The following is a 20,505-nucleotide window of genomic DNA, read 5'->3' as shown; positions in this document are numbered from 1 at the left end:
GTGAGGCGGGCTGCGATTACAGGATATCGAACGGGTAGGCGCGATCCGCATAGGCTCGCACCGCGATGGCCTTGCGCAGCTCGTCGTCGTTCTTCTGGAAGTCCGAAACATGCTGCCTGAGCCGCTTTTGCGCCATGCCGGTGAACACGGTCGTGAGATCGATCTCCCGCCGCGCCCCGTCCTCGCCGCGCCGCTCGATGGCCCGGGTCGTGCGTGAGATGCACGCGGCCATACAGTAGAGGTCGATGGCCATCTCCGCGATGCGACGCTGCGCGTACTGCATCTCGGCGATCTCTCGGCCGTGCTTCCGGAGCATGTCCTCGCTGCAGGTGGCGAGCTCCGCGGTGTAGTCCTCGAAAATTACCGCTTCCCGGCTGAGCAGCGGGTGCGCCTTCGACATCCGCTCGCGCCCGAGCACCGAGCGCGCCTTGCGGATCGCGAAATCGCTGAGCAGCCCGAAGCCCTTGATGGGCTCCCGCATCGCCTTCGCCACGTCCGCGAGCGCCTTGCCCGGGCCGCTCATCCCGGAGAGCGCCATGAAACAGCGCAGGATCTCGTTCGTCCCCTCGAAGATCATGTTGATCCGGGCGTCGCGCAGGTGCCGCTCGTAGGGGTAATCTTGCATGTAGCCGATGCCGGCCGCGATCTGGAGCGTCTCGTTGACCACGAACCACAGGGTCTCGCTCCCCATGACCTTGCAGATCGCGCTCTCGATCGAGAAGTCCGGGACCTTGGCGTCGACGAGGCTCGCCGTCAGGTACGTGATGGACTCGAGCGCGTACGTGTGCGCCAGCATCGTCGCGATCTTGTCCTTGATGAGCCCGAAGTCGCCGATGCTCCGGCCGAACGCGCGCCGCTCCTGGACCCTGTCGAGCGCCAGCCGGATCAGCGTGTTGCACGAGCCCACGCACCCCGCCGAGAGCCCCAGCCGCCCGTTGTTGAGCACCTCGACGGCGACCTTGAAGCCCTTGCCGACCTCGCCGAGCACGTTCTCGCGCGGCACCTTCACGTCGTCGAAGAAGAGCTCCGTCGTCGAGGAGCCCCGGATCCCGAGCTTGTGCTCGCTCGGCCCGCTCTTCACGCCCATGCCCCGCTCCACGAGGAAGGCCGTGAGCTTCGGCTTGTTCCCCTCCTCGAGCGCGGACGTCCGCGCGAACACCGTGAACACGTCGGCGAAGCCGCCGTTCGTGATCCAGACCTTCGACCCGTTCAGCGTGTAGTACGAGCCGTCGGGCGACACCTCGGCGCGCGTCCTGATCGCCGCGGCGTCGGAGCCGGCGCCCGGCTCCGTCAGCGCGAAGGCGGCCATCCACTCGCCGGTCGCGAGCTTCGGGAGGTAGCGCTGCTTCTGCTCCTCCGTCCCGAAGAGCTGGATCGCCTTGAAGCCGATCGACTGGTGCGCCCCGAGCGTGACGGCGATCGACGCGTCGAGCCCGGCGACCTCCTGCATCACGCGCGCGTACGCCATGTTGCTGAGGTTGACGCCGCCGTGCTCCGCCGGGATCTGCAGGCCCATCAGGCCGAGCGCCTTCATCTCGTCGATCAGGCCGGGATCGATGGCGTGCTCTCGATCGATCTTGTTGCTGTCGACGCTCGAGGCGAAGAACCTCCGCACGCTGTCGAGGATCATCGACGTCGTCTCCCGGTCCTCGGCGGGCATCTCCGGGTACGGGAAGATGATGTCCTCGGCGATGATGCCGTGGAAGAGGGCCTTCATGAAGCTCTGCTCGATCGTCGGGGGCATCGGACCGTCCTTTCAGGGGCAGGCCGCTGCTTGAGCGCGCGGCCAGCTCAGTGCGTCTTCTTCGGCGTCCGCGCGGACTCCGCTGGGCTCTCGTCCTTCGCTGTCCCCCCGTTGTCGTCGGTCGTCACGGGCGTCACGGGCGCCGCCGCGGCCGAGCCCCGCGCTGTGGAAGCGGGCGGCGGGACGGCGCTCCCGTCCCGCCCCGCCACGCCGGACGGCGGCACGGGCGTGGGCGTGGCAGGGCGCAGCGGGTGCGGCGTGACCGTCGGCGGCGGCGGCGTGTGCCCGGCGCGATCGCTCTCGCGCTGCCACGGGTACTTGATGCGCCCGTGGTACATGTTGACCAGCGTCGAGGCCATCCGGCTCGTCATGATGCGCAGATCCTCGATCGTCAGCCCCGACTGATCGAGCTGGCCAGACGCGAGCTTCGAGAACATCACGCGCTGGATCATCTCCTCGAACTTCTTGTGCTCGGGCGGCCAGATGGTCCGCGACGCCGCCTCGATGGAGTCGACGAGCATCAGGATCGCCGTCTCCTTCGTCTGCGGCTTCATGCCGGGGTAGCGGAAGTGCTCCTGCGTCAGGTCCTTCGGGTTCCCGTGCTCGACGCACTTGTGCCAGAAGTACTCGACGACCTGCGTGCCGTGGTGGGTGTACGCGAACTCGACCACGGGCTCGGGGATGTTGCCCTCGCGCAGGATCTTCGTGCCCATCACGACGTGCGCCATGATGGCGTCGGCGCTCACCTCCGGCTCGAGGTCCTCGTGCGGCGATCGCTCGCCCGGCGCGAGGTTCTCGATGAAGTACTTGGGCTGCACCGTCTTGCCGAGGTCGTGGTAGTAGGCGCCCACGCGCGTCAGCAGGGCGTCGGCGCCGATCGCCGCGGCCGACGCCTCGGCGAGGTTCGCCATCGCGCGCGCGTGCTCCCAGCTGCCCGGCGCCTCCGCCGCCATCTTCTTGAGCAGCGGCTGCTCCAGGTCGGTCAGGTCGAGCAGCTTGTCGCGGGGCACGTGCCCCATCGCCCGCTCGGCGGGCTCGCGCAGGCTCCGCCCGAGCAGGCCGACGAGCAGCCCCCCGCCGATGCAGGCCAGCACGTTGGACCCGAGCCAGCGCTTCAGATCGGCGCCCAGGTTGAAGCTGCCCTCGAACAGCACGGTCAGCGCGATGAACCCGATCGCGCCGGCGAGGCCCGCGAGGCTCCCCGCGACGAGCAGCTGCCGCGAGCCCTTGCGCTTGAAGAAGAACATCGTCGCCGCGATGCCGCGCACGAGCAGCACCGACAGGAGCACCACGTCGAACCGGAGCAGCGACGCGGCGATGAACGCGACGCCCACCTCGACGAGGAACGCGGTCCGCCGGTCGAACGCGATCGCGACCCAGAGCGGGAGCGCCGCGACCGGGATCCAGAACTCGGGCAGCGCCGTGAAGAGCAGGAGGAGCTTCGCGACGATGAACGAGCCCGTCATCAGGACGAACATGCCCACCTGCGTGCGGAGCAGCCGCACCCGGTTCTGCCCGAACCGGCGCAGGTAGACCGTCAGCATCAGGCAGACGATCAGGTAGATGACGTACGTGCTCGCGATGCGGGCGCCGAGCCCGGGGCGCCGCATGCGCCGCACCGTCTCGTACGCCATGGCGGCGTCGTGATCCTCGTTGCGCTCCGAGAGCACCGTGCCGCGCGGCACGATCACGCGCCTGTGCTCGTACGACAGCGAGAAGCCGCCGTCGTGCGAGTCGCGCACGATGCGCGGCCCGTACGGGACCCGCAGCGTCACGGGCGCAGGCCTGCCCATCTCCGGGCTGAGCGCGGGGATGAAGAGCTCGCCGACGCCGATCAGAGCGAAGAGCGCCGAAAAGAGGACGCTCAAGACGAAGCCGGCGAGGGGACCTGCCCGGATACGCGTGCGCAGCATGGAACCGCTCGGTCTCGTCCGCTGGATGCAGCTTGAGAAACGGTTGACGGGGCACGCTCGCGCGTCACCCCGGCGGCACCGGCCGGCCGCGGGCGGCCACCGATGTCAAGGTGTAGGCGGGACCCTAGCAAAGAAGCGCGGCCGAGTCAGCGGCGCGCAGAGCGCCACCCCGGCGGCGCGCTCCCGCCCCGAACGAGGGAGCGGCTCACGGAGGCGGAGCCCGAGGCCGAATGTCGATGTCGGCGCGTCGTCCAACGCTGGCGCGCCCCCGCTGGCCCGCCCGCGGGGGCCGCCGCGCGCGGCGGCGCGTCGCGTGAACCCCCACGATGTTCCAATTGCTCCCGGAAAACATCGATTGGAGCAGACAATTGCCGTTCGGCGCAAAAGTTGCTACCCACAGGAAATGTCCCCGCTGCGCATGCTGCTCGAACGCCGCAGGAGCGTGGTGATCATGGGGGTCCTCAACCGCACACCGGACTCTTTCTCCGACGGCGGTCGCTTCGCGGATGAAGACACGGCGCTCGCGCAGATCGATGCGATGCTCTCCGAGGGGGCGGACATGATCGACATCGGCGCGGAATCGACGAGGCCGGGCGCGCAGCCAGTGCCGGACGACGAGCAGATCGCGCGCATCGGCGGGAGCGTCCGCGACGCGGTGAAGAGGGGCGCGGTCGTCTCCATCGACACGACCTCTCCCGCCGTCGCGGCGCGCGCGCTCGACGACGGCGCGGCGGTGGTCAACACGATCTCGCTCGACAGCGCGGCCGAGCTCGGCGCCCTGTGCGCGCGGCGGGGGGCGTCGCTCGTGCTCATGCACAGCCGCGGGTCGATGTCGGCGATGGCCGGCTTCTCCGCGTATCCCGACGACGCTTACGGCGACGTCATCGCCGACGTGGCGCGCGAGTGGTCGAGCGCGGCCGAGCGGGCGCTCGAGGCGGGCTTGCCCAGGGGCGAGCTCGTGCTCGACCCGGGCCTCGGCTTCGCCAAGAACGCGCGGCAGTCGCTCGAGCTGTGCGCCCGGCTGGACGAGCTGTGCGCGCTCGGCTTTCCGGTGCTCGTCGGGCCGAGCCGCAAGTCGTTCCTCGCGCGCGCCGCGGCCTCGGAGCGCGGCGAGGGCGCGGCGCTCGCGCCGCCCTCGGAGCGCCTCGGCGGCACCGTCGCGGCCGCGCTCGCGTGCGCCGCGCGCGGCGCCGCGGCGGTGCGCGTCCACGACGTCGGCCCGATGCGCCAGGCGCTCGACGTGATGCGCGCGATCGAGCGCGCCGGCGGGCCCGATCGCGCGAGCGCGGGCGACCGGCGCCCCGGCGCCCCCCTCGCCCAGGGGGCGCGACGCGATGCTTGACGGGTTCCTCCGCCTCTTCGCGGCGCGGCCGGCGACGCAGGTCCTCCGGGACCTGTTCGACATCTTCATCGTCGCCTACGTCGTCTACCGCGCGCTGCTCGTGCTGCGCGGCACCCGCGCGATGCAGATGGGCCTCGGGCTCGGCATCGTCTTTCTCATCTACCTCGGGGCGAAGATCTTCGGCCTGACCACGCTGCTCAACCTGCTCTCGTGGCTCCTCTCGTCCATCATCCTCATCGTGGTCGTCGTCTTCCAGAACGACATCCGCCGCGCCCTCATCCGCGTCGGCGGCAGCAACTGGTTCACGAGCGGTCGCGAGCAGCAGTCGCGCGTCATCGACGAGGTGGTCGCGGCCGCGACCGAGCTCGCCCGGCACCGCATGGGCGCGATCATCGCCTTCGAGCAGGACGCGAACGTGCTGGAGTTCGTCAAGAGCGACGGCATCCACATCGACTCGGTCGTGACCCGGGAGCTGCTCGTGTCGCTCTTCGTCCCCGAGTCGGTCAACAAGCTGCACGACGGCGCGGTGCTGATCCGCGACCTCAAGATCGCGCGCGCCGGCGTCTTCTTCCCGATGCCCGAGACCAAGATCCTCGACGCGAGCCTCGGCTCCCGGCACCGCGCCGCGCTCGGGATCACCGAGGAGACCGACGCGGTCGTCGTCGTGGTCAGCGAGGAGCGCGGCACGATCAGCTTCTGCTTCAGCGGCAACATCGTCTCGAACCTCGACGGCCAGTCGCTGCGCCACGCGCTGCTCGGGCTCTTCGGCCGCTCGTCGCGCCGACGGCGCTTCGCCAAGAAGGTGGCGCAGGGCGGCCGCACGAGCCTCCCGACGCCGCCGCTGCGCAGCCCCGCGGTGGGCGCCGCGCCGGCCGCCACGCAGTCCGCCGCCGGGCAGGGACACGAGCCCGGAAAGCCCCCCGCCGCGAAGCCCGCGCCGATGGAGGCCAAGCCGGCGACCCCGGTCACGAAGACGTCGTCGATGATCAAGCCGGCCGCGGAGCTGATCAAGCCGGCCGCGGAGGTCGAGGCGCGGACGATGTCGAGGATGTCGACCTCCACGCCGATGCGCTCCGGCGCCGAGGCGCGCGCCGCGCTGGGATCCAGCGCCGACATGCGGAGCCCCGCGGGCTCGCCCGCCCCGCAGGACGGCGATCGCCCCTCGTCCGAGCGCGGCCGGCAGGCCATGGTCGATGTCCCCGGGGCCGCGACCGACTCGCCGGTGCCGTCCCAGCGCACCTTCGTCCCGACGGGGCAGACCGCGGCGACCGCCGCATCCAAGGGGAGCGCGGAGGGGATGCCCCCGCGAGATGAGCCATGACGCTGGCCGGCCTCCGCGAGGCGCTCCGCTCGGCGCTGCTCGACAACCTCGGCCTCAAGCTCCTCTCGATCACGTTCGCGCTGTGCCTCTACGCCTTCATCCACGGGGCGGAGAACGCGCAGCGCACCTTCTCGCTCGACATCGTCACGATCATCCCGCCCGACTCGAGCAACCGGCAGCTCATGACCCAGGTCCCGCAGGCTGTATCGGTGACGGTGCGGGGCTCCCGGACCCAGCTCGACGACCTCCGCGCCGACGACCTCGGGACGCTGCAGCTCGATCTACGGAACGGCACGGTGACGCGCATCGAGCTCGACAAGTCGATGTTCCACGTCCCGGCCGGGCTGACGGTCGAGCAGATCTACCCGCCGACGATCGACCTCCGCTGGGACGACGTCGTCGTGCGTCCCATCCCGGTGCAGGTGCCGCGCACGGGAGACGCCGCGCAGGGGTTCCTCGTGAAGGGGATGGTCTCGATCGATCCGGCCATGGTCAACGCGCGCGGGCCGCGCTCGGTCGTCGACGTGATGCAGCTCGCGCGCACGGCGCCGTTCGACATCAGCGGGCTCACCGAGGGCACCTACCAGCGGCTGCTCGCCCTCGACCGGCCGCCGAAGCTCGTGACGTACGACGTCGACAGCGCGATGGCGACGCTCGAGATCGGGCGCGAGCTCGCCACGCGGACCTTCGACCGCAGGATCGAGGTCGTCGGGATCCCGCGCGCGACCGTGACGCCGGCCATCGTGCAGGTGAGGATCACCGGGACGCCGGAGGACGTGAGCGCCGTCAACCCCGACGCGATCCTGGCGCGCGTGGAGCCCAAGGCGGCGAACCTGGATCTCAGCCAGCCGGGCAGCGATTTCCTCGACGTGCTCGTCGAGGTCCCGCGCGTCACGGCCGAGGTCAACCCGCCGAAGGTCATGGTGAAATGGTGAGCGCGCCGCGCTGACGCTCCGCCGCGGCGGAGATCAGCGCGCGGCGGGCACGGGTCGAGCAACGACCGCGGCGCGCCGCCGGATGGATCGGCCAGGCGGGCTCGCGCCGCCCGGTCGGTCAGCCGGGCGGGCGCCCGCCGCCGGCGTCCCGGGACAGCCCGAGCTCGCCGAGCAGCGCCCGCAGCTTCTCGGGCCCGCGCTTCGGATCGGCGAGCTTGAAGAGCGCGTAACGCTCCTCTTCGGTCAGCTCCGCCAGCCGGCCGAGCGCGCCGCCGTCGAGCGCGCCGTCCGGGCCGAGCCGGTCGCGCAGCCGCGCGCTCACGGCGTCCGCGTCCCAGGCGGCGCGGCGCACCGGCGCGTCCGCGAGGGGGGTGAGGGGGACCCCGGCGCGGGCCGCGAAGCCGCGGAGCACCTCGGCGTACACCGCGACGTCGTCGTCCGTCTCCACCGGCAGGTGACACAGGGCGAGCCGCTCGGCGCGCGACAGCGTCTGCCACCCCGCGAGCGAGATCTTGAGCTCTGCGAGGTCGAGCTTCCGCCGCACCGCGAGCGGCACGCAGTCGAGCACAACGTGAACCTCGCCCTCGAGCGCGAACTGCCTGTACATGTCCCCATCCTATCGCCGCGGACGAGCCGTCCGCGAGCTGTCGTTGCGCCTGGGACGCGCGGCGCTGTTGCGCTAGCCTGCCGCTGTGCGCCGCCTCGGGCTCCTCACGACGCTGACCGCGCTGCTCGCGCTCGCGTCGCTGGCCCCCGGCGCCCGCGCCGAGGACGCGCAGGTCGCGCCCTCGGCGCCCGTGCCGCTCGATCGCGTGGTCGTGCGCTGGCACTCGCCGGAGACGGGCGGCGTCGGGCGCCCTCAGTTCATCTTCGAGCGGGAGCTCGCCTTCGAGGCGCGCGTCGAGGCGCTCGCCGACCCGGACGCGGAGCCCGGGCTCTATCGGGACCGGCACATCCGAGCCGCCCTCGACCGGCACGTCGCGGAGACGTTGCTCGCGAGCCTGCCGATCTCGCCCGCGCCGACCTCGACCGAGGTGGCGCAGCGGGCCGAGGGGGCCCGGATCGCGCTGGAGCAGCGCGCCCGCGGCCGCGCCCGCCTCCTCGCCGCGGCGGCCGCCGAGGGGATGAGCTCCGACGAGCTCGACGCGCTCTTGCGCCGTCAGGCGCGCGCGAGCCTGTACCTGGACCGCATGGTCGCGCCGATGCTCGAGCCCAGCGACTTCGAGCTCAAGATCGTCCTGCGCTCGGGCGTCACGCCGTTCAAGGATCAGCGTTACGAGGACATCGCGCCGGCGCTGAAGCGCTGGTACGTCGCGAAGCGGCTCGCCGAGGCGCTCGACGCGTACTACCAGAACGCGCGCGCCCGGGTCTCGCTGAGCATCGTGGCCGCGCGCTGAGCACGTGAGCGCGCGGCGAGCCCGCGCGGCATGGTCGAAGGGACGCCGCTCGCGCGCCGCGCGCCGCCTACGGCCGAGTGAAGGAGATCCGGGCCAACCCTCCGCTGGTGAGTCCCTGTGTGATGCCGCGCTCCGCGACGGCCTCAGCCTGAGCGCGGCGAGCGCGGCCTGCCAGCTGCTGCATGGCGGGCACGACCGCGCATACACACAAACGAAAACGACAACAGCGCTGGTGGTTCTGACTCTTGATATCGAGGGATGGACAAGCAATACTGCTTCGTTGCCTGGTATTCACTCCAGGCAGCTTGGAGCGCGGGCCCTCCCGCGCTGGTCGCGCGGGAGGGGGGTCCAGTGCGCCGTATCCGTAGGGGTATTCGCCGGTAGTACATGCCGGCGATCGGCGTTGGAGGACGCGTTCCAGGAGTCATGGAATAGAGCACCGGGCGCCGGGGCGCGGCCCTCTTGCACGTACCGGCGCCCGGGATCGCGCTGCCGCCTCCGGCGCCGCTGGAGGGGTCTTCTTGGATCGCGGCGCGCTCATGGCGCGCGGGCAGCGATGGCGAGGCGCCGCTCGCTCAGGTCGCGCTCGCGCGGCGCCCCGTGTCGGGCGCGCGGCGGTCGCCCGCCGCGTCCGGGAGAGATCGGTGGGAGATCATGCGTTCGCCCCGCGGCGGCATCAGCGACAGGCATCGTGCAAGGACGTCGCAAGGAGTTGTTGACATGGATACTGGAGATCGTTCCATTCATCGCAGGCACCTGTTGCGGGGACTCGGCGGCATCGCGACGCTCACCGCCGTTGCGCCTGCGGTGCTCGGCAGCTCGTCGGCGGGCGCGATGACGTCGACCGTGCTCGCCTCCGGCATCCCGGAGGTCGTCGGCATGCACTCGGAGCTCATCGAGGATGTCTTCGCGCGCGTGCAGCGCCGCGTGAACGACGGCCTCTTCCCGGGCGCGACCGCGCTCATCGCGCGGCGGGGGCTCATCGTGGGTCACCGGGCCTTCGGCAACAAGGTCGCCGGCTGCACCGAGCCGGTCACGCTCGACACGATGTTCGACGTCCTGTCCCTGACGAAGGTGCTGGCGACGGCGACGGCGATCATGGTGCTCGTCCAGCAGGGGAGGCTGAAGCTCTCCGACCCGGTGGCGTCGTACCTGCCGCGCTTCGCCACGAACGGGAAGGCGAGCGTCACCCTCCTCGACATGCTCCGGTGCTCGGCCGGGCTGCCCGTCGACAACCAGCGCCTCGACGAGCTCGACGACGAGACGGTCTGGCACGCGATGGCCGAGACACCGCTCGAGTACACGCCGGGCTCGTCCGTGCTCTACAGCGATCTCACGTACCGGCTGCTCGGCCGGGTGGTCGAGATCGTCTCCGGCACCGATCTGGGCACGTTCGCGCACGCCCACATCTGGGGTCCGCTCGGCATGCACGACACGATGTTCAGGCCGCCGCCGGAGCTCGCGCCGCGCGTCGCGGCGACCGGCACCTCGAGCCGGCGCGGCCGCCTCGTGCGCGGCGAGGTGCAGGACGAGCAGGACCACGCGCTCGGCGGGGTCACGGGCTGCGACGGCGTGTTCTCGACCGCCATGGACATCGCGATCTTCTGTCAGATGATCATGAGCGGGGGCAGCTACGGCGGCGCGCGGGTGCTCACCCCGCAGTCCGTCTACAAGATGACACGGAACCAGACTCCTCAGGTCACCGCCGCGGCGACAGACACCTCACCCCTCAACAACCTCCTCCTCACGCCGAAGGGCCTCGGCTGGGAGATCTGGACGCCGCGCTTCTCTCACGGCGGAACGCGGCTATCACCCGGCTCCTTCGGCAAGGCGGGGGGGACGGGCTCGTTCGTGTGGATCGACCAGGCCCGCGAGCTCTTTGGCGTCTTCTTGACGAACCACGGTCTGCCAGAGCCCTTCGACGAGCCGGGTTGGAACCGCCTGATCGACAGCACAGGCGTGGTCGAGTTCTTCGACGGGATGATCGGCGCAGTCGCCGACGAGCGCTGAGCGCGCGGCGCGCCCTGCTCCGCGCGCTCCGGACATCGAGCCGACTCGACGCGCCTCGCGCGCTCGGGGCCGCGCCCGCGGGCGCGGCCCCGAGCGCGCGAGGACATGCGATGTGCTGAGGCGACCGCGTGACGCCTTCCCTGGACAAGAACCTGTCCACCCCACGGTGCACTGCAGTCGAGACTAGGTCGCTCGGAGACTGCGTCGTCCGTTACGCTGTCGCAACGCGGTGCGTTATCTTACGGTCAGGCGAGCACGTTTCTCACGCGGCCGCGTCCTGCCGCCCGGCCCTGCGCGCGCGCGCAGGTCTTCGCCGCGTGCGGCGCCCCCGCGGCGCGCCCGCGATCGTCAATGACGCTCCCCGGACGCGGGGCTCGCCAGGAGCTCAACCCCGGAGAGGGCGCCGGCGCTGCGGCGGATCCATGGCCTCGGCGCGGAACGAAAACGCGAGTTCGAGGTCCTGAAACACTCCGCGCTCTTTCGCTCGTCGCGTCCCCGAAGCGGCCCGAAAGCCCGCGCGGCCTGGGCTCGCCAATGCACCCTTGCAGTCCGCGGCACGCGTTCGGTGCACTCCCGGCAACGCACGAGGCACGCGCGTGGATTCTTTCGGCAATACTTTAGCCGGTGCGAGCTGGTTTTGGTGCGACGCGTTATGGACGCCCTGCTGTTCGCTCAGGGAGGCGACCGAGGTCTGTCTAAATCGAGTAATTTCGGTCACTTAATCATGACGCGGCGCAGAAAGCAACAAACTGCTGTAGGTGCTTCGGAGACCTTTGACATGAACAGAACGTTCCTGTTAACTGTGCCCCCCGCAAGCCCCGCGAGTGTGGCAGCGGGCGGCTCATTCCCAAGAGAGCCAAACCTTAGATTCTCTTTACAGGCCGCTTCCTCTGCCGCGCTTGGCCACCTGGCCAGATCATCTCCCACCACCCCAAGTACACTCCAGAGAATGGATAGGAGCGTCGTTCGATGACATCACTTAAGAGAGACAGGTCGTCGGTTCCCAGCAAGCGAATCGCGGGTCGGCGCGCCGCAGTCCGAGCCCTCGGGCTGGTTTCCGTCTCCGCCCTTTGCCTCACGGCGGCGCCCCGGTCGGCCCACGCCGTGGGGAGCGACAACTTCGAGTGGCACTGGTACTCGCGCCTCGGCATGGCGTGGTCTGTCTACGGGCAGAACATCCAGGGCACGTCGCTGAACCTGCTCGGGTTCGGCATCGGCGGGCGCTACGAGGAGGGTGACTACTCCGAGCCGACGTTCGTCGCGCACGTGGTGAAGGGCGCGACGCCGGAAGACTTCTACGTGAAGTCCGAGATGACGTTCGCCATCTGGAACCAGTACGGCGGGCCGTTCATGCAGCCGTCCTCGAACGGCGGCCAGACGATCACGGTGCAGTTCAATCAGGCCTACATCGAGGCCGGCAACTTCCTCACCCCGGGCCTCAGCGTCTGGGGCGGCGCGCGCTTCTTCCGCGAGCAGTACGCGCCCATCGGCGACTACTTCTACCTCGACGACCTCAGCGGCCAGGGCGGCGGCCTCAAGTACGAGAACCTGAACCTCGCGATCCTCGGGTATCGCGCGTTTGGCGCCACCCTCCCCGCGTACAACCTGGACACGAACGCGGACGGGGCCGTCGACGTCGAGCGGTTCCGCACCATCTTCGCCGGCAACTACAAGTTCGAGTTCGGCGGTGAGGCCAAGCACCACGTCAAGGTCCACGGCGAGGCGCACGTCCTCCAGGCCGCGAAGCAGGGCGAGGGCATCGCGGTGCCCGAGAACGGCAAGGCCGACTTCGGCGGCGTCATCGGCGCGAAGCTCCACCTCGGCCTCGGCCAGGGCAACTGGAGCGACACGTCCGTGCGCTTCGGCACCGGCATCGCCAACGGCGCCGCCGGCGGCGCCAAGACGTACCAGACCTGGGGCCTCCCGAACGACGAAGGCACCTATGCGGGCTCCTTCGCCATCGAGGCCGTCGAGCACGTCGGCTTCCGGATCGGCGACGTCGCCGCCCTCGAGGGCCTCGCCACCTTCCACTACACGAAGGCGGCTTACGAGGCGGAAGGCGCCGCGGCCCCCCTCGGCCCCGAGAAGCAGATGGACTTCTCGGTCCAGGCGAACGCCGCGATCTTCGCGCACAAGAACTTCCACCCCGTCATCGAGGCCTCGTTCCAGGGCCGCAAGGACGGCGAGGCGGACCTCGGGACCGCGGTCAAGGTCTCCGTCGTCCCGACCCTCGTGCCGACGGGCGAGCTGAGCACCGGCGCGCGGCCGCACTTCAAGCTCATCTACACGGCGGCGTTCTACAACGACGCCGCGCGGGAGCAGGCGCTGTCTCCGTACCTCCAGAGGACGGGCGCCGGGTCGAACGTCGGCCACTACATCGGCGCGCGCACCGACTGGTACTTCTAGAGACCTGCGGCGACCGACTCCGCCGCTCCCCTCCGTTCCACCTTCAGGCCAGCGCCCCGGCGCCGCGATCGCGGCGCCGGCGGCGCTACCTCACGCCGTGTCGCTGCGCGACTCGCTCGCGATCTCCTGCGAGGCGGGCCCGGACTCCTCGTCGGACGACCCCTGGGCCTCCTGGTAGTGGTGCGCGAACGACCGCGCCGCGCGGCGCGACTTCAGGAACTCCGCGAACGCCGTGAGCGTGTCGAGGTCCCGCGGGCCGAGCGCCTCGGCGATGTCGCGGAGGTTCTTGCGCAGGCTCTCCACGCTCTTGCCGCCACGGCGGGGCTCCCGCACCTCCTCGCGCTCCCGCTCTCGCTCTCGCTCGCGCACCGGCGCCTCGAGCGCGGGCGCCGCCGGGGCGGCCTCCGGGCGGGCCGGCGCCTCCGGCACCCACAGCGGGCGGGGCACCGGGTTCAGCGCGTGGGCGCTCAGCCACGCCTCCATGAAGATCCGCAGCCGCTCGCTCCGGAAGGCGAACCAGCGCTCCCGCTCCGGACCGTAGGACATCAACACATCCTTGAAGCGACGGAACGCGCCCTTGCCGTCGATGGCCTGGCTGAGCTTCGCCTGGAGCTCCATGTCTTCCACCATCGGGATGTAGCGCTCCATCCAGCGGTACTGCTCGCGCGAGCTCACGGGATCGATCCGGAGGTAGTTGGCATCGGCCGCGATGCGCGCGTGCATCTGCGGATCGGCCACGCCGTCGACCACCCGCAGCACGTCGCCCGTGCCGAGGTGCAGGTACGAGTGCACCTCTGGGGCGTTGTTCTCGAAGGCGTCCTCCAGCGCCTCCCAGTCGATCGGGATGTCGCGAACGGCCGTCCCGCCGGCTGAAGCATTCTCGGTAGTCGGCATGTCCTCCTCGTCTCCATCGAAAGCAGCGAGGCGGCGGTGGGCTGGCCGCGCGCCTCGGTTCAAGTGCACCAAGTTTGAACGGAAATGCGCCGTCGTCATAGCACTCTACGCTGGTTGGGGGCTTCTGGGCCTAACTCTCGCAACCTAGGGTTGATTCCTTGATCCGGAAGCCCGTTCGGCCGCCGAGCCGCGGCGCGATGACGACTCGGGAGAGAGCTTCGGAAGACCTGGGTTCAAGCGGAAAACAGCGTGGAAATTCAGGGGAATCGGCGAGTGCTCAGCTGCGCTGCGAGCGCGCGCGGGCGACGGCGTCGGCCCAGCGGTGGAGGTGGGCGGATCGATCCGCTTCGCTCATCGCGACCTGGAAGCTCTGCCCTACACGGGAGATGCGGGCCGAGTCCTCCTTCGTGCGGAAGAGGCCGGCCCCGACGCCGGCGAGCATTGCGGCGCCGCGCGCGGTTGTCTCCAGGTCGGTGGGGCGCTCGATAGCGACGTTCGCCACGTCCGCCTGGAACTGCATGAGCAGATCGTTCGCAGCGGCGCCGCCGTCCACGCGCATCCGGCGCAGCGGGTGCCCCAGGTCGTCGGCCATCGCCTGCACGAGATCCGTCACCGAGAGCGCGATTCCCTCGAGCGTCGCGCGGGCGAGGTGCGCCGCGGTCGTGCCGCGCGTGACGCCGGAGATGATCCCGCGAGCGTCCGGATCCCAGTAGGGCGCGCCGAGGCCCGAGAGCGCCGGGACGAACGTGACGCCCTCGCTCGACGGCACGCTGCGGGCGAGCGCCTCGATCTCCGGCGCGGTCTTGATGAGGCCCAGGCCGTCGCGGAGCCACTGCACCGCGGCGCCCGCGATAAAGGCGCTCCCCTCGAGCGCAAAGACCACCTCCGAGCCGATCTTCCACCCCACGGAGGTGAGCAGGCCGAAGCGGCTCCGGAGCGGGCGATCGCCGATGTTCGCCAGCACGAACGCGCCGGTGCCATAGGTGCACTTGGCGTCGCCCGTCGCGAAGCAGGCCTGCCCGAAGAGGGCCGCCTGCTGGTCGCCGGCGATGCCGGCGATCGGGATGCCGTCGGGCAGGTGCGGGAAGCCGCGAGTCGCCGCGATGCGGCCCGCCGAGCCGACGATCTCCGGCAGGAGCGGGCGCGGGATCCCGAGCATCGCGAGCATCGCGTCGTCCCAGCCCAGCGTCGCGAGGCTCATGAGCAGCGTGCGCGACGCGTTGGTGACGTCGGTCGCGTGCACCGGCGAGCCGCCGGCCACGTCGCCCGAGAGGCGCCAGACGAGGAAGCTGTCGACCGTGCCGAAGCACAGCTCGCCGCGCTCGGCGCGCGCCCGCGCGCCGGGGACGTTGTCCAGGATCCACGCGAGCTTCGTGCCGCTGAAGTACGGATCGAGCACGAGGCCGGTCGTCTCCTCGACCGCCTGCTCGTGGCCCGCGGCGCGGAGCTCGGCACAGCGCGCCGCCGTCCGGCGGTCCTGCCACACGATCGCGCGGTGGATCGGGCGGCCCGTCGCGCGCTCCCAGACGAGCGTCGTCTCGCGCTGGTTCGTGATCCCGATCGCCTTGATCGCGCTACCAGCGACGCCCGCCGCCCGGAGCGTCTCGCCGACGGCGTCCTGAACGCTCTGCCAGATCTCCTCCGGGTCGTGCTCGACGAGCCCCGGCTCCGGGAAATGCTGGCGAAACTCGCGCGTGGCGCGGCCCAGCGTCGCGCCAGCCGTGTCCATGAGGAGGGATGTCGTTCCGGTGGTGCCCTGATCGATGGCGAGGAGGTACGCGGAATCCATGCGGCCGACTAACGCGGCGGGGTGTGGGCGCATAGCAGTTCTACGCGCCACGTCCACATGGACTGTGGACGAAATGCTGATCTTATGATCAGTGCACTTCTGTCGGGCCCTGGGGAGCGGCCGGTTCGGTCCGGGCGCCTCGGCCGGGACCAGCGGCTCGTTTTTCTGCGGTCGGCGCGGCTCCTTACCTTGGCCAGCCCCGGACTTCGGCCGGAAAGATTGTCGGTCCGAGCCGGGCTGAGTAATCTCCCAGAACCGATGGCCCGCCTCATCCTGCAGACCGCCGAGGGCCAGCAGGCGATCGAGCTGCGGCCCGTGAACTCGCTGGGGCGCCACCCGAACAACTCCATCCAGCTGCTCGACAAGATCGTCTCGAAGGAGCACTGCATCATCGAGCAGCGGGGCGATCACTTCGTCCTGCGCGATCTCGGCAGCCTGAACGGCACGTTCGTCAACAGCGAGCGTGTCCGGGGCGAAGCGCCGCTGAAGCACGGGGATGAGATCGCCCTCGGGTCCACGCGCGGCCGCTTCGACGACCCGGGCGCCGCGGCGGCCCAGCCGCTCGGCCAGGGCTGGCCCCCCGGGGTCAACCACCCAGGCGCGATGCAGGCGCAGCCGCCGGCCCACGGCTACCCGCCTCGAGAGGCCGGCTACCCGGCCGCGCCGCAGCCGCAGTACCCGCGCCCGCAGCAGCAGCAGCCCGCGCCGCTCCCGGGCACGCCCGCGGCGCCGCCGGTGACGCGGCAGCCGCCGTACGTGCCGCCGCCCCCGCCGCCGCTCCCGGGGCCGGGCGGGACGGCGCCGCTGCCGGGGCGCTCGGGGGCGCACGGCGGCTCGTACGTCGCGCAGGGCACGCGCATCGACGTGAACGATCAGGCCCGGCAGATCGGGACGCAGATCGCCGCGGTCGACAAGGGGTTCCTGGCGTTCGACCGCATCGCCAACGACATGAACCAGCTGCGCGCGGACTACGAGCGGCTGCGCCTGTCGCACGAGCTGTCCCGCGAGATCGCCGCCGAGCGCGACACGACGAAGCTGCTCGAGAAGATCCTGACGAGCGTCTTCAAGTTCATCCGCGCCGACCGCGGGGTGATCTTCCTGCGCAACGAGGGCGGCGAGCTCACGCCGCAGGCCATGCAGCGGCGCGACGGGACGACCGCGCCGATCAGCGTGTCCTCGACGATCTTGAACCACGTCGTGCACGAGCGCGCCGCGGTGCTGACGCACGACGCGGCGATGGACTTCGCGGCGTCGAAGGGCAAGAGCATGATCCTGAACCGGATAAGCTCGGCCATCGTCGCGCCGCTCGTCGCCCCGCTGCAGCACAACAACGAGGTGCTCGGGGTGCTCTGGCTCGACTCCGAGACGCTCGCGCAGTTCCAGCCCAAGGACCTCGAGCTCGTGACCGCGATCGCCTACCAGGCGGCGATGTTCATCGAGATCAACATCCTCGGGAAGAAGATCGAGAACGAGATCGTCACGCGGGAGCAGCTCCGCCGGCTGCTCTCGCCGAACATCGCCGAGCGCGTCCTCAGCGGCCAGCTCGCGGTGAAGCAGGGCGGCCAGCACGTCGAGGAGTGCACCGTCTTCAACAGCGACATCCGCGGCTTCACGCGCATGAGCGAGAGCAAGCGGCCGGAGGAGCTCGTCGTGATGCTGAACGAGTACTTCGAGCGGATGGTCGACACGATCTTCCAGTTCGAGGGCACGCTCGACAAGTTCATGGGCGACGGCATCATGGCGCTCTGGGGCGCGCCGGTGGCCCACCGCGACGACGCCGTCCGCAGCGTGGAGTGCGCGCTGAAGATGGGCGAGGTGCTCGGCGAGTTCAACCGCGAGCGGCTCGAGAAGGGCGAGCAGCCGCTCGCGGTCGGCATCGGGATCCACACCGGGCCGCTCGTCGCCGGGTACATCGGGAGCTCGAAGGCGCTCAGCTACACGGTGATCGGCGACGTGGCGAACACGTCGGCGCGGCTCTGCTCCATCGCGCTGGCCGGCCAGATCGTCATCAGCGACACGACGTACGCGCAGCTCGGGGGCAGGTTCGAGACCGAGGAGCTCCAGCCCGCGCGGGTGAAGGGCAAGGACAAGCCGATCCCGATCTACAACGTGATCGGGAGCCGGCCGATGGCGCAGGTCCCGGCGAACGCCTTCATCAGCGCCGAGCCGACCAACGCCCTGAACGAGTGAGCGCGGGGGCGCGGGCCCTTCTCCACGTGCACGCCCACGCGCCCGCCACGCGCGTCATCCGCGCGATGCAGCGCGGCAGCACAGCGCCGTAGCCGTCTGCCCTCTGCAGCGTTAGGGTCCGCGCCGTGGCTGCTTCCATTCTACCCTTTGAGAAACCTGTCGCAGAGCTCATCGAGAAGGTGCGGGAGCTGCGCGCGCTCGCCGCGGCCGACCCGCGGTTCGAGCCGGAGCTCGCCCAGCTCGAGGACAACACGGGCCGGCTGGCGCGCGAGATCTTCGCGGGCCTCACGCCGATGCAGAAGGTGCTGCTCTCGCGGCACGCGAACCGGCCGTACACGCTCGATTACGTCAAGCGGCTCTTCACGGACTGGGTCGAGCTGAAGGGCGACCGGCGCTTCGCCGACGACTGCTCCATCGTCGGCGGGCTCGCGACCTACCACGGGCGGAGCGTCGTGCTGGTGGGCCACCAGAAGGGGCGCGGCGCGAAGGAGAACGTGAAGCGCAACTTCGGGATGCCGAACCCCGAGGGCTACCGCAAGGCGATCCGGCTCTACGAGATGGCCGACAGGTTCGGGCTCCCGATCCTGACGTTCATCGACACGATGGGCGCGTACCCGGGCATCGGCGCAGAGGAGCGCGGGCAGAGCGAGGCGATCGGCGCCGCGCTCGCCGCGATGGCGCGGGTCGGGGTGCCGATCGTGGCGACCGTCATCGGGGAGGGGGGCTCGGGCGGCGCGCTGGCGCTCGGCGTCGCCAACCGGGTGCTGGTGCTCGAGTTCAGCTGCTACTCCGTGATCTCGCCGGAGGGCTGCGCGGCCATCCTCTGGAAGGACTCGGCCCGGGCCGACGAGGCCGCGGCGCGGCTCAAGATCACCGCGCCGGACCTCCTGCAGCTCGGCGTCGTCGACGCGATCGTCGAGGAGCCGACCGGCGGCGCGCACCAGGACCACGACGAGGCCGCGGCGCGGCTCGACAAGGCGCTCTGGGCGACGCTCACGTCGATGGACGCGCTCAGCCCGGAGGAGCTCGTCGACGACCGGTACCGCAGGTTCCGCGGACTCGGGTCGTTCGTCGGTTAGCTCCCCCCCGGGGGGCGCTGCGGCTGGCTCTCCCCGGGCGCCAGGGCTATACGGCTCGCGGATGGACTACGGCAAGGCGCTGCGGACGCTGCTGCTCGTGGGCACCAGCGCCGTCGCCGGCGGCGTGGTCCTCCGCGTGCAGTCGAGGTTCAACGCCTCGGACCGCAGGGCGGCGCTCGGCGTCGTGCAGCAGTACCGCCCGGAAGGCGGCCGGAGCGTGCCGGAGGCGATCGGCGCGCGGCACCCGGCCAAGGCGCCCGCCTGGAGCGCCTCCACCGAGTCGGCCTGCTTCCAGCACGTCCGGGTGCGCGCGACGATCGAGGGAGAGCCGCCGGTGCGCTACGACTTCCTGGTCGACATCAACGGTCCGTCGATCCACCCGGGCAACCGCGAGGGCGAGGCGATCCTCTTCGAGCTGACGCGCGCGCCGGCCGCGCCCGCCCGAGCGGCGGGGGCGCCGTGAGCGTCCGCGTCGCGCTGGTGGGCTGCGGGCGGTGGGGGGAGAAGATCCTCCGTGCGCTGTCGGAGAGCGCGCGGGCGCGCGTGGTCGCGGTGGCGGACGTCGATCGCGGCCGCCTCGCGCGGGCGCGCGCGCTCGCCCCGCGGGCGCGGCTCGTCCGCACGGTGGACGAGGCGCTGGCCGCGCGCGTGGACGCGGTGCTCATCGCGACGCCGGCGGCGAGCCACGCCGAGCTCGCGCTGCGCGCGCTCGAGGCAGGCGCCGATGTCTTCGTGGAGAAGCCGCTGGCCCTCTCCGCGGCGCACGCCGACCGCTGCGCCGCCCGCGCGGCGGCGCTCGGCCGGATCGGCATGGTCGGCCACCTGCTCCGCTACCACCCCTCCGTGGTGCACCTGGTCGCGCTCGCGCGCGAGCGGCGCCTCGGCGAGCTCGTGAGCTTCAGCGCCGCGCGCCTCTCGACCGGCGGCGGCGGGGCGGCCTCGGCGCTCTGGACGCTCGGGCCGCACGACCTGTCGGTGCTCGCGGCGCTCGACCCGAGCCCGCTCGCCGAGGCGCGGGCCCACCTCTCGCCGAGCGGCGAGCGCGTCACGCTGGAGGCGCGCCTCGAGAGCGGCCTCACCGCGCAGATCGAGCTCTGCTCGTCGAGCCCGACCAAGGAGCGGCGGCTCCGCGTCGCCGGCAGCGCGCGCGCCGCGGTCTTCGACGACGTGCGCGCGCCCGACCGGCTGCTGTTCCTGGACGGCCGCGGCGCCGCGGCGGTCGCGTCAGCGAGCGAGCGCGGCGCGCTCGCGCCGGCCGCGCACGAGCTCGAGGTGCCGTGGCGCGAGCCGCTCTCGGTGGAGATCGAGCATTTCCTCCGCTGCGTCGAGGAGCGCACGCCGCCGCTGACGCCGCTCGACGAGGGCGCCGCGGTGGTGCGGACCCTCGAGCGCGTCGAGGCGACGCTCGCCCCCGTCGAGGCGCGGGCGGTCGCGGCGGGGTAGCGCCGGGCCGCGGTCGGATCCGCGTCGCGGCGCGCCGCGCCC

15 protein-coding genes are annotated in these 20,505 nt (G+C 71.3%); 10 read left to right on the top strand and 5 right to left on the bottom strand.

Annotation, left to right across the window (positions count from 1 at the left end; all coding sequences use genetic code 11):
• Positions 1-16: 16 nt before the first annotated feature.
• Positions 17-1,744 carry an acyl-CoA dehydrogenase family protein gene (locus tag WME89_RS45720; RefSeq protein ID WP_437621123.1) on the bottom strand — a complete coding sequence of 576 codons (1,728 nt, stop codon included), beginning with the start codon at positions 1,742-1,744 and terminating at the stop codon, positions 17-19.
• 47 nt (positions 1,745-1,791) lie between these two features.
• Positions 1,792-3,657, bottom strand: coding sequence for an HDIG domain-containing metalloprotein (locus tag WME89_RS45715; RefSeq protein ID WP_438005839.1), 1,866 nt, complete (start codon positions 3,655-3,657; stop codon positions 1,792-1,794).
• Between the two features lie 313 nt (positions 3,658-3,970).
• On the opposite strand from WME89_RS45715, the gene folP reads away from it, so the two are divergent.
• The 3 genes from folP to WME89_RS45700 are packed head-to-tail and all read left to right on the top strand — an operon-like array spanning position 3,971 to position 7,255.
• On the top strand, positions 3,971-4,999 hold the full coding sequence (folP, locus tag WME89_RS45710; protein ID WP_438005838.1) for a dihydropteroate synthase: 1,029 nt from the start codon (positions 3,971-3,973) through the stop codon (positions 4,997-4,999).
• A complete protein-coding gene (cdaA, locus tag WME89_RS45705; protein WP_438005837.1) occupies positions 4,992-6,320 on the top strand; it encodes a diadenylate cyclase CdaA in 1,329 nt (442 codons plus the stop codon). The genes folP and cdaA overlap by 8 nt, the downstream gene beginning before the upstream one ends.
• Positions 6,317-7,255 (top strand): CdaR family protein, encoded by a 939-nt coding sequence (locus WME89_RS45700; RefSeq protein ID WP_437621119.1) that lies wholly within the window; start codon positions 6,317-6,319, stop codon positions 7,253-7,255. Before cdaA ends, WME89_RS45700 begins: the two co-directional genes overlap by 4 nt.
• A gap of 118 nt (positions 7,256-7,373) precedes the next feature.
• Here the strand turns inward: WME89_RS45700 and WME89_RS45695 are convergent, their stop codons facing one another.
• Complete coding sequence (locus tag WME89_RS45695) at positions 7,374-7,862, bottom strand: nitrate reductase associated protein (RefSeq protein WP_438005836.1); 489 nt, start codon at positions 7,860-7,862, stop codon at positions 7,374-7,376.
• 85 nt (positions 7,863-7,947) lie between these two features.
• Here WME89_RS45695 and WME89_RS45690 point away from each other — a divergent pair, with 85 nt between their 5' ends.
• The 3 genes from WME89_RS45690 (at position 7,948) to WME89_RS45680 (ending at position 13,068) form a co-directional block, all read left to right on the top strand.
• On the top strand, positions 7,948-8,652 hold the full coding sequence (locus tag WME89_RS45690; protein ID WP_438005835.1) for a hypothetical protein: 705 nt from the start codon (positions 7,948-7,950) through the stop codon (positions 8,650-8,652).
• A gap of 720 nt (positions 8,653-9,372) precedes the next feature.
• Positions 9,373-10,662, top strand: coding sequence for a serine hydrolase domain-containing protein (locus WME89_RS45685; RefSeq protein ID WP_438005834.1), 1,290 nt, complete (start codon positions 9,373-9,375; stop codon positions 10,660-10,662).
• 1,104 nt (positions 10,663-11,766) lie between these two features.
• The gene (locus WME89_RS45680) at positions 11,767-13,068 is read left to right on the top strand and encodes a carbohydrate porin (RefSeq protein WP_438005833.1); all 1,302 of its coding nucleotides are present in this window, start codon (positions 11,767-11,769) and stop codon (positions 13,066-13,068) included.
• A 90-nt stretch (positions 13,069-13,158) separates the two neighbouring features.
• On the opposite strand, the gene WME89_RS45675 is transcribed toward WME89_RS45680, so the two are convergent.
• Positions 13,159-13,962 carry a UPF0158 family protein gene (locus WME89_RS45675; protein ID WP_438005832.1) on the bottom strand — a complete coding sequence of 268 codons (804 nt, stop codon included), beginning with the start codon at positions 13,960-13,962 and terminating at the stop codon, positions 13,159-13,161.
• A 277-nt stretch (positions 13,963-14,239) separates the two neighbouring features.
• A complete protein-coding gene (gene glpK, locus WME89_RS45670; RefSeq protein WP_437657646.1) occupies positions 14,240-15,751 on the bottom strand; it encodes a glycerol kinase GlpK in 1,512 nt (503 codons plus the stop codon).
• A 258-nt stretch (positions 15,752-16,009) separates the two neighbouring features.
• On the opposite strand from glpK, the gene WME89_RS45665 reads away from it, so the two are divergent.
• From WME89_RS45665 to WME89_RS45650, 4 genes are all read left to right on the top strand, one after another.
• Entirely contained in the window at positions 16,010-17,941 is a 1,932-nt protein-coding gene (locus WME89_RS45665) for an adenylate/guanylate cyclase domain-containing protein (RefSeq protein WP_438005831.1), read from the top strand.
• A gap of 125 nt (positions 17,942-18,066) precedes the next feature.
• Complete coding sequence (locus WME89_RS45660; protein ID WP_438005830.1) at positions 18,067-19,020, top strand: acetyl-CoA carboxylase carboxyltransferase subunit alpha; 954 nt, start codon at positions 18,067-18,069, stop codon at positions 19,018-19,020.
• Between the two features lie 61 nt (positions 19,021-19,081).
• Positions 19,082-19,483, top strand: a complete 402-nt coding sequence (locus WME89_RS45655; RefSeq protein WP_438005829.1) for a hypothetical protein — start codon at positions 19,082-19,084, stop codon at positions 19,481-19,483.
• A complete protein-coding gene (locus tag WME89_RS45650; RefSeq protein WP_438005828.1) occupies positions 19,480-20,463 on the top strand; it encodes a Gfo/Idh/MocA family protein in 984 nt (327 codons plus the stop codon). Before WME89_RS45655 ends, WME89_RS45650 begins: the two co-directional genes overlap by 4 nt.
• Positions 20,464-20,505 lie beyond the last annotated feature (42 nt).

Source organism: Sorangium sp. So ce321, assembly GCF_051530195.1.
GTDB lineage: Bacteria > Myxococcota_A > Polyangia > Polyangiales > Polyangiaceae > Sorangium.
Note: the sequence above shows the minus strand (reverse complement) of the source record. Positions and strands in the feature narration are given on the sequence as shown.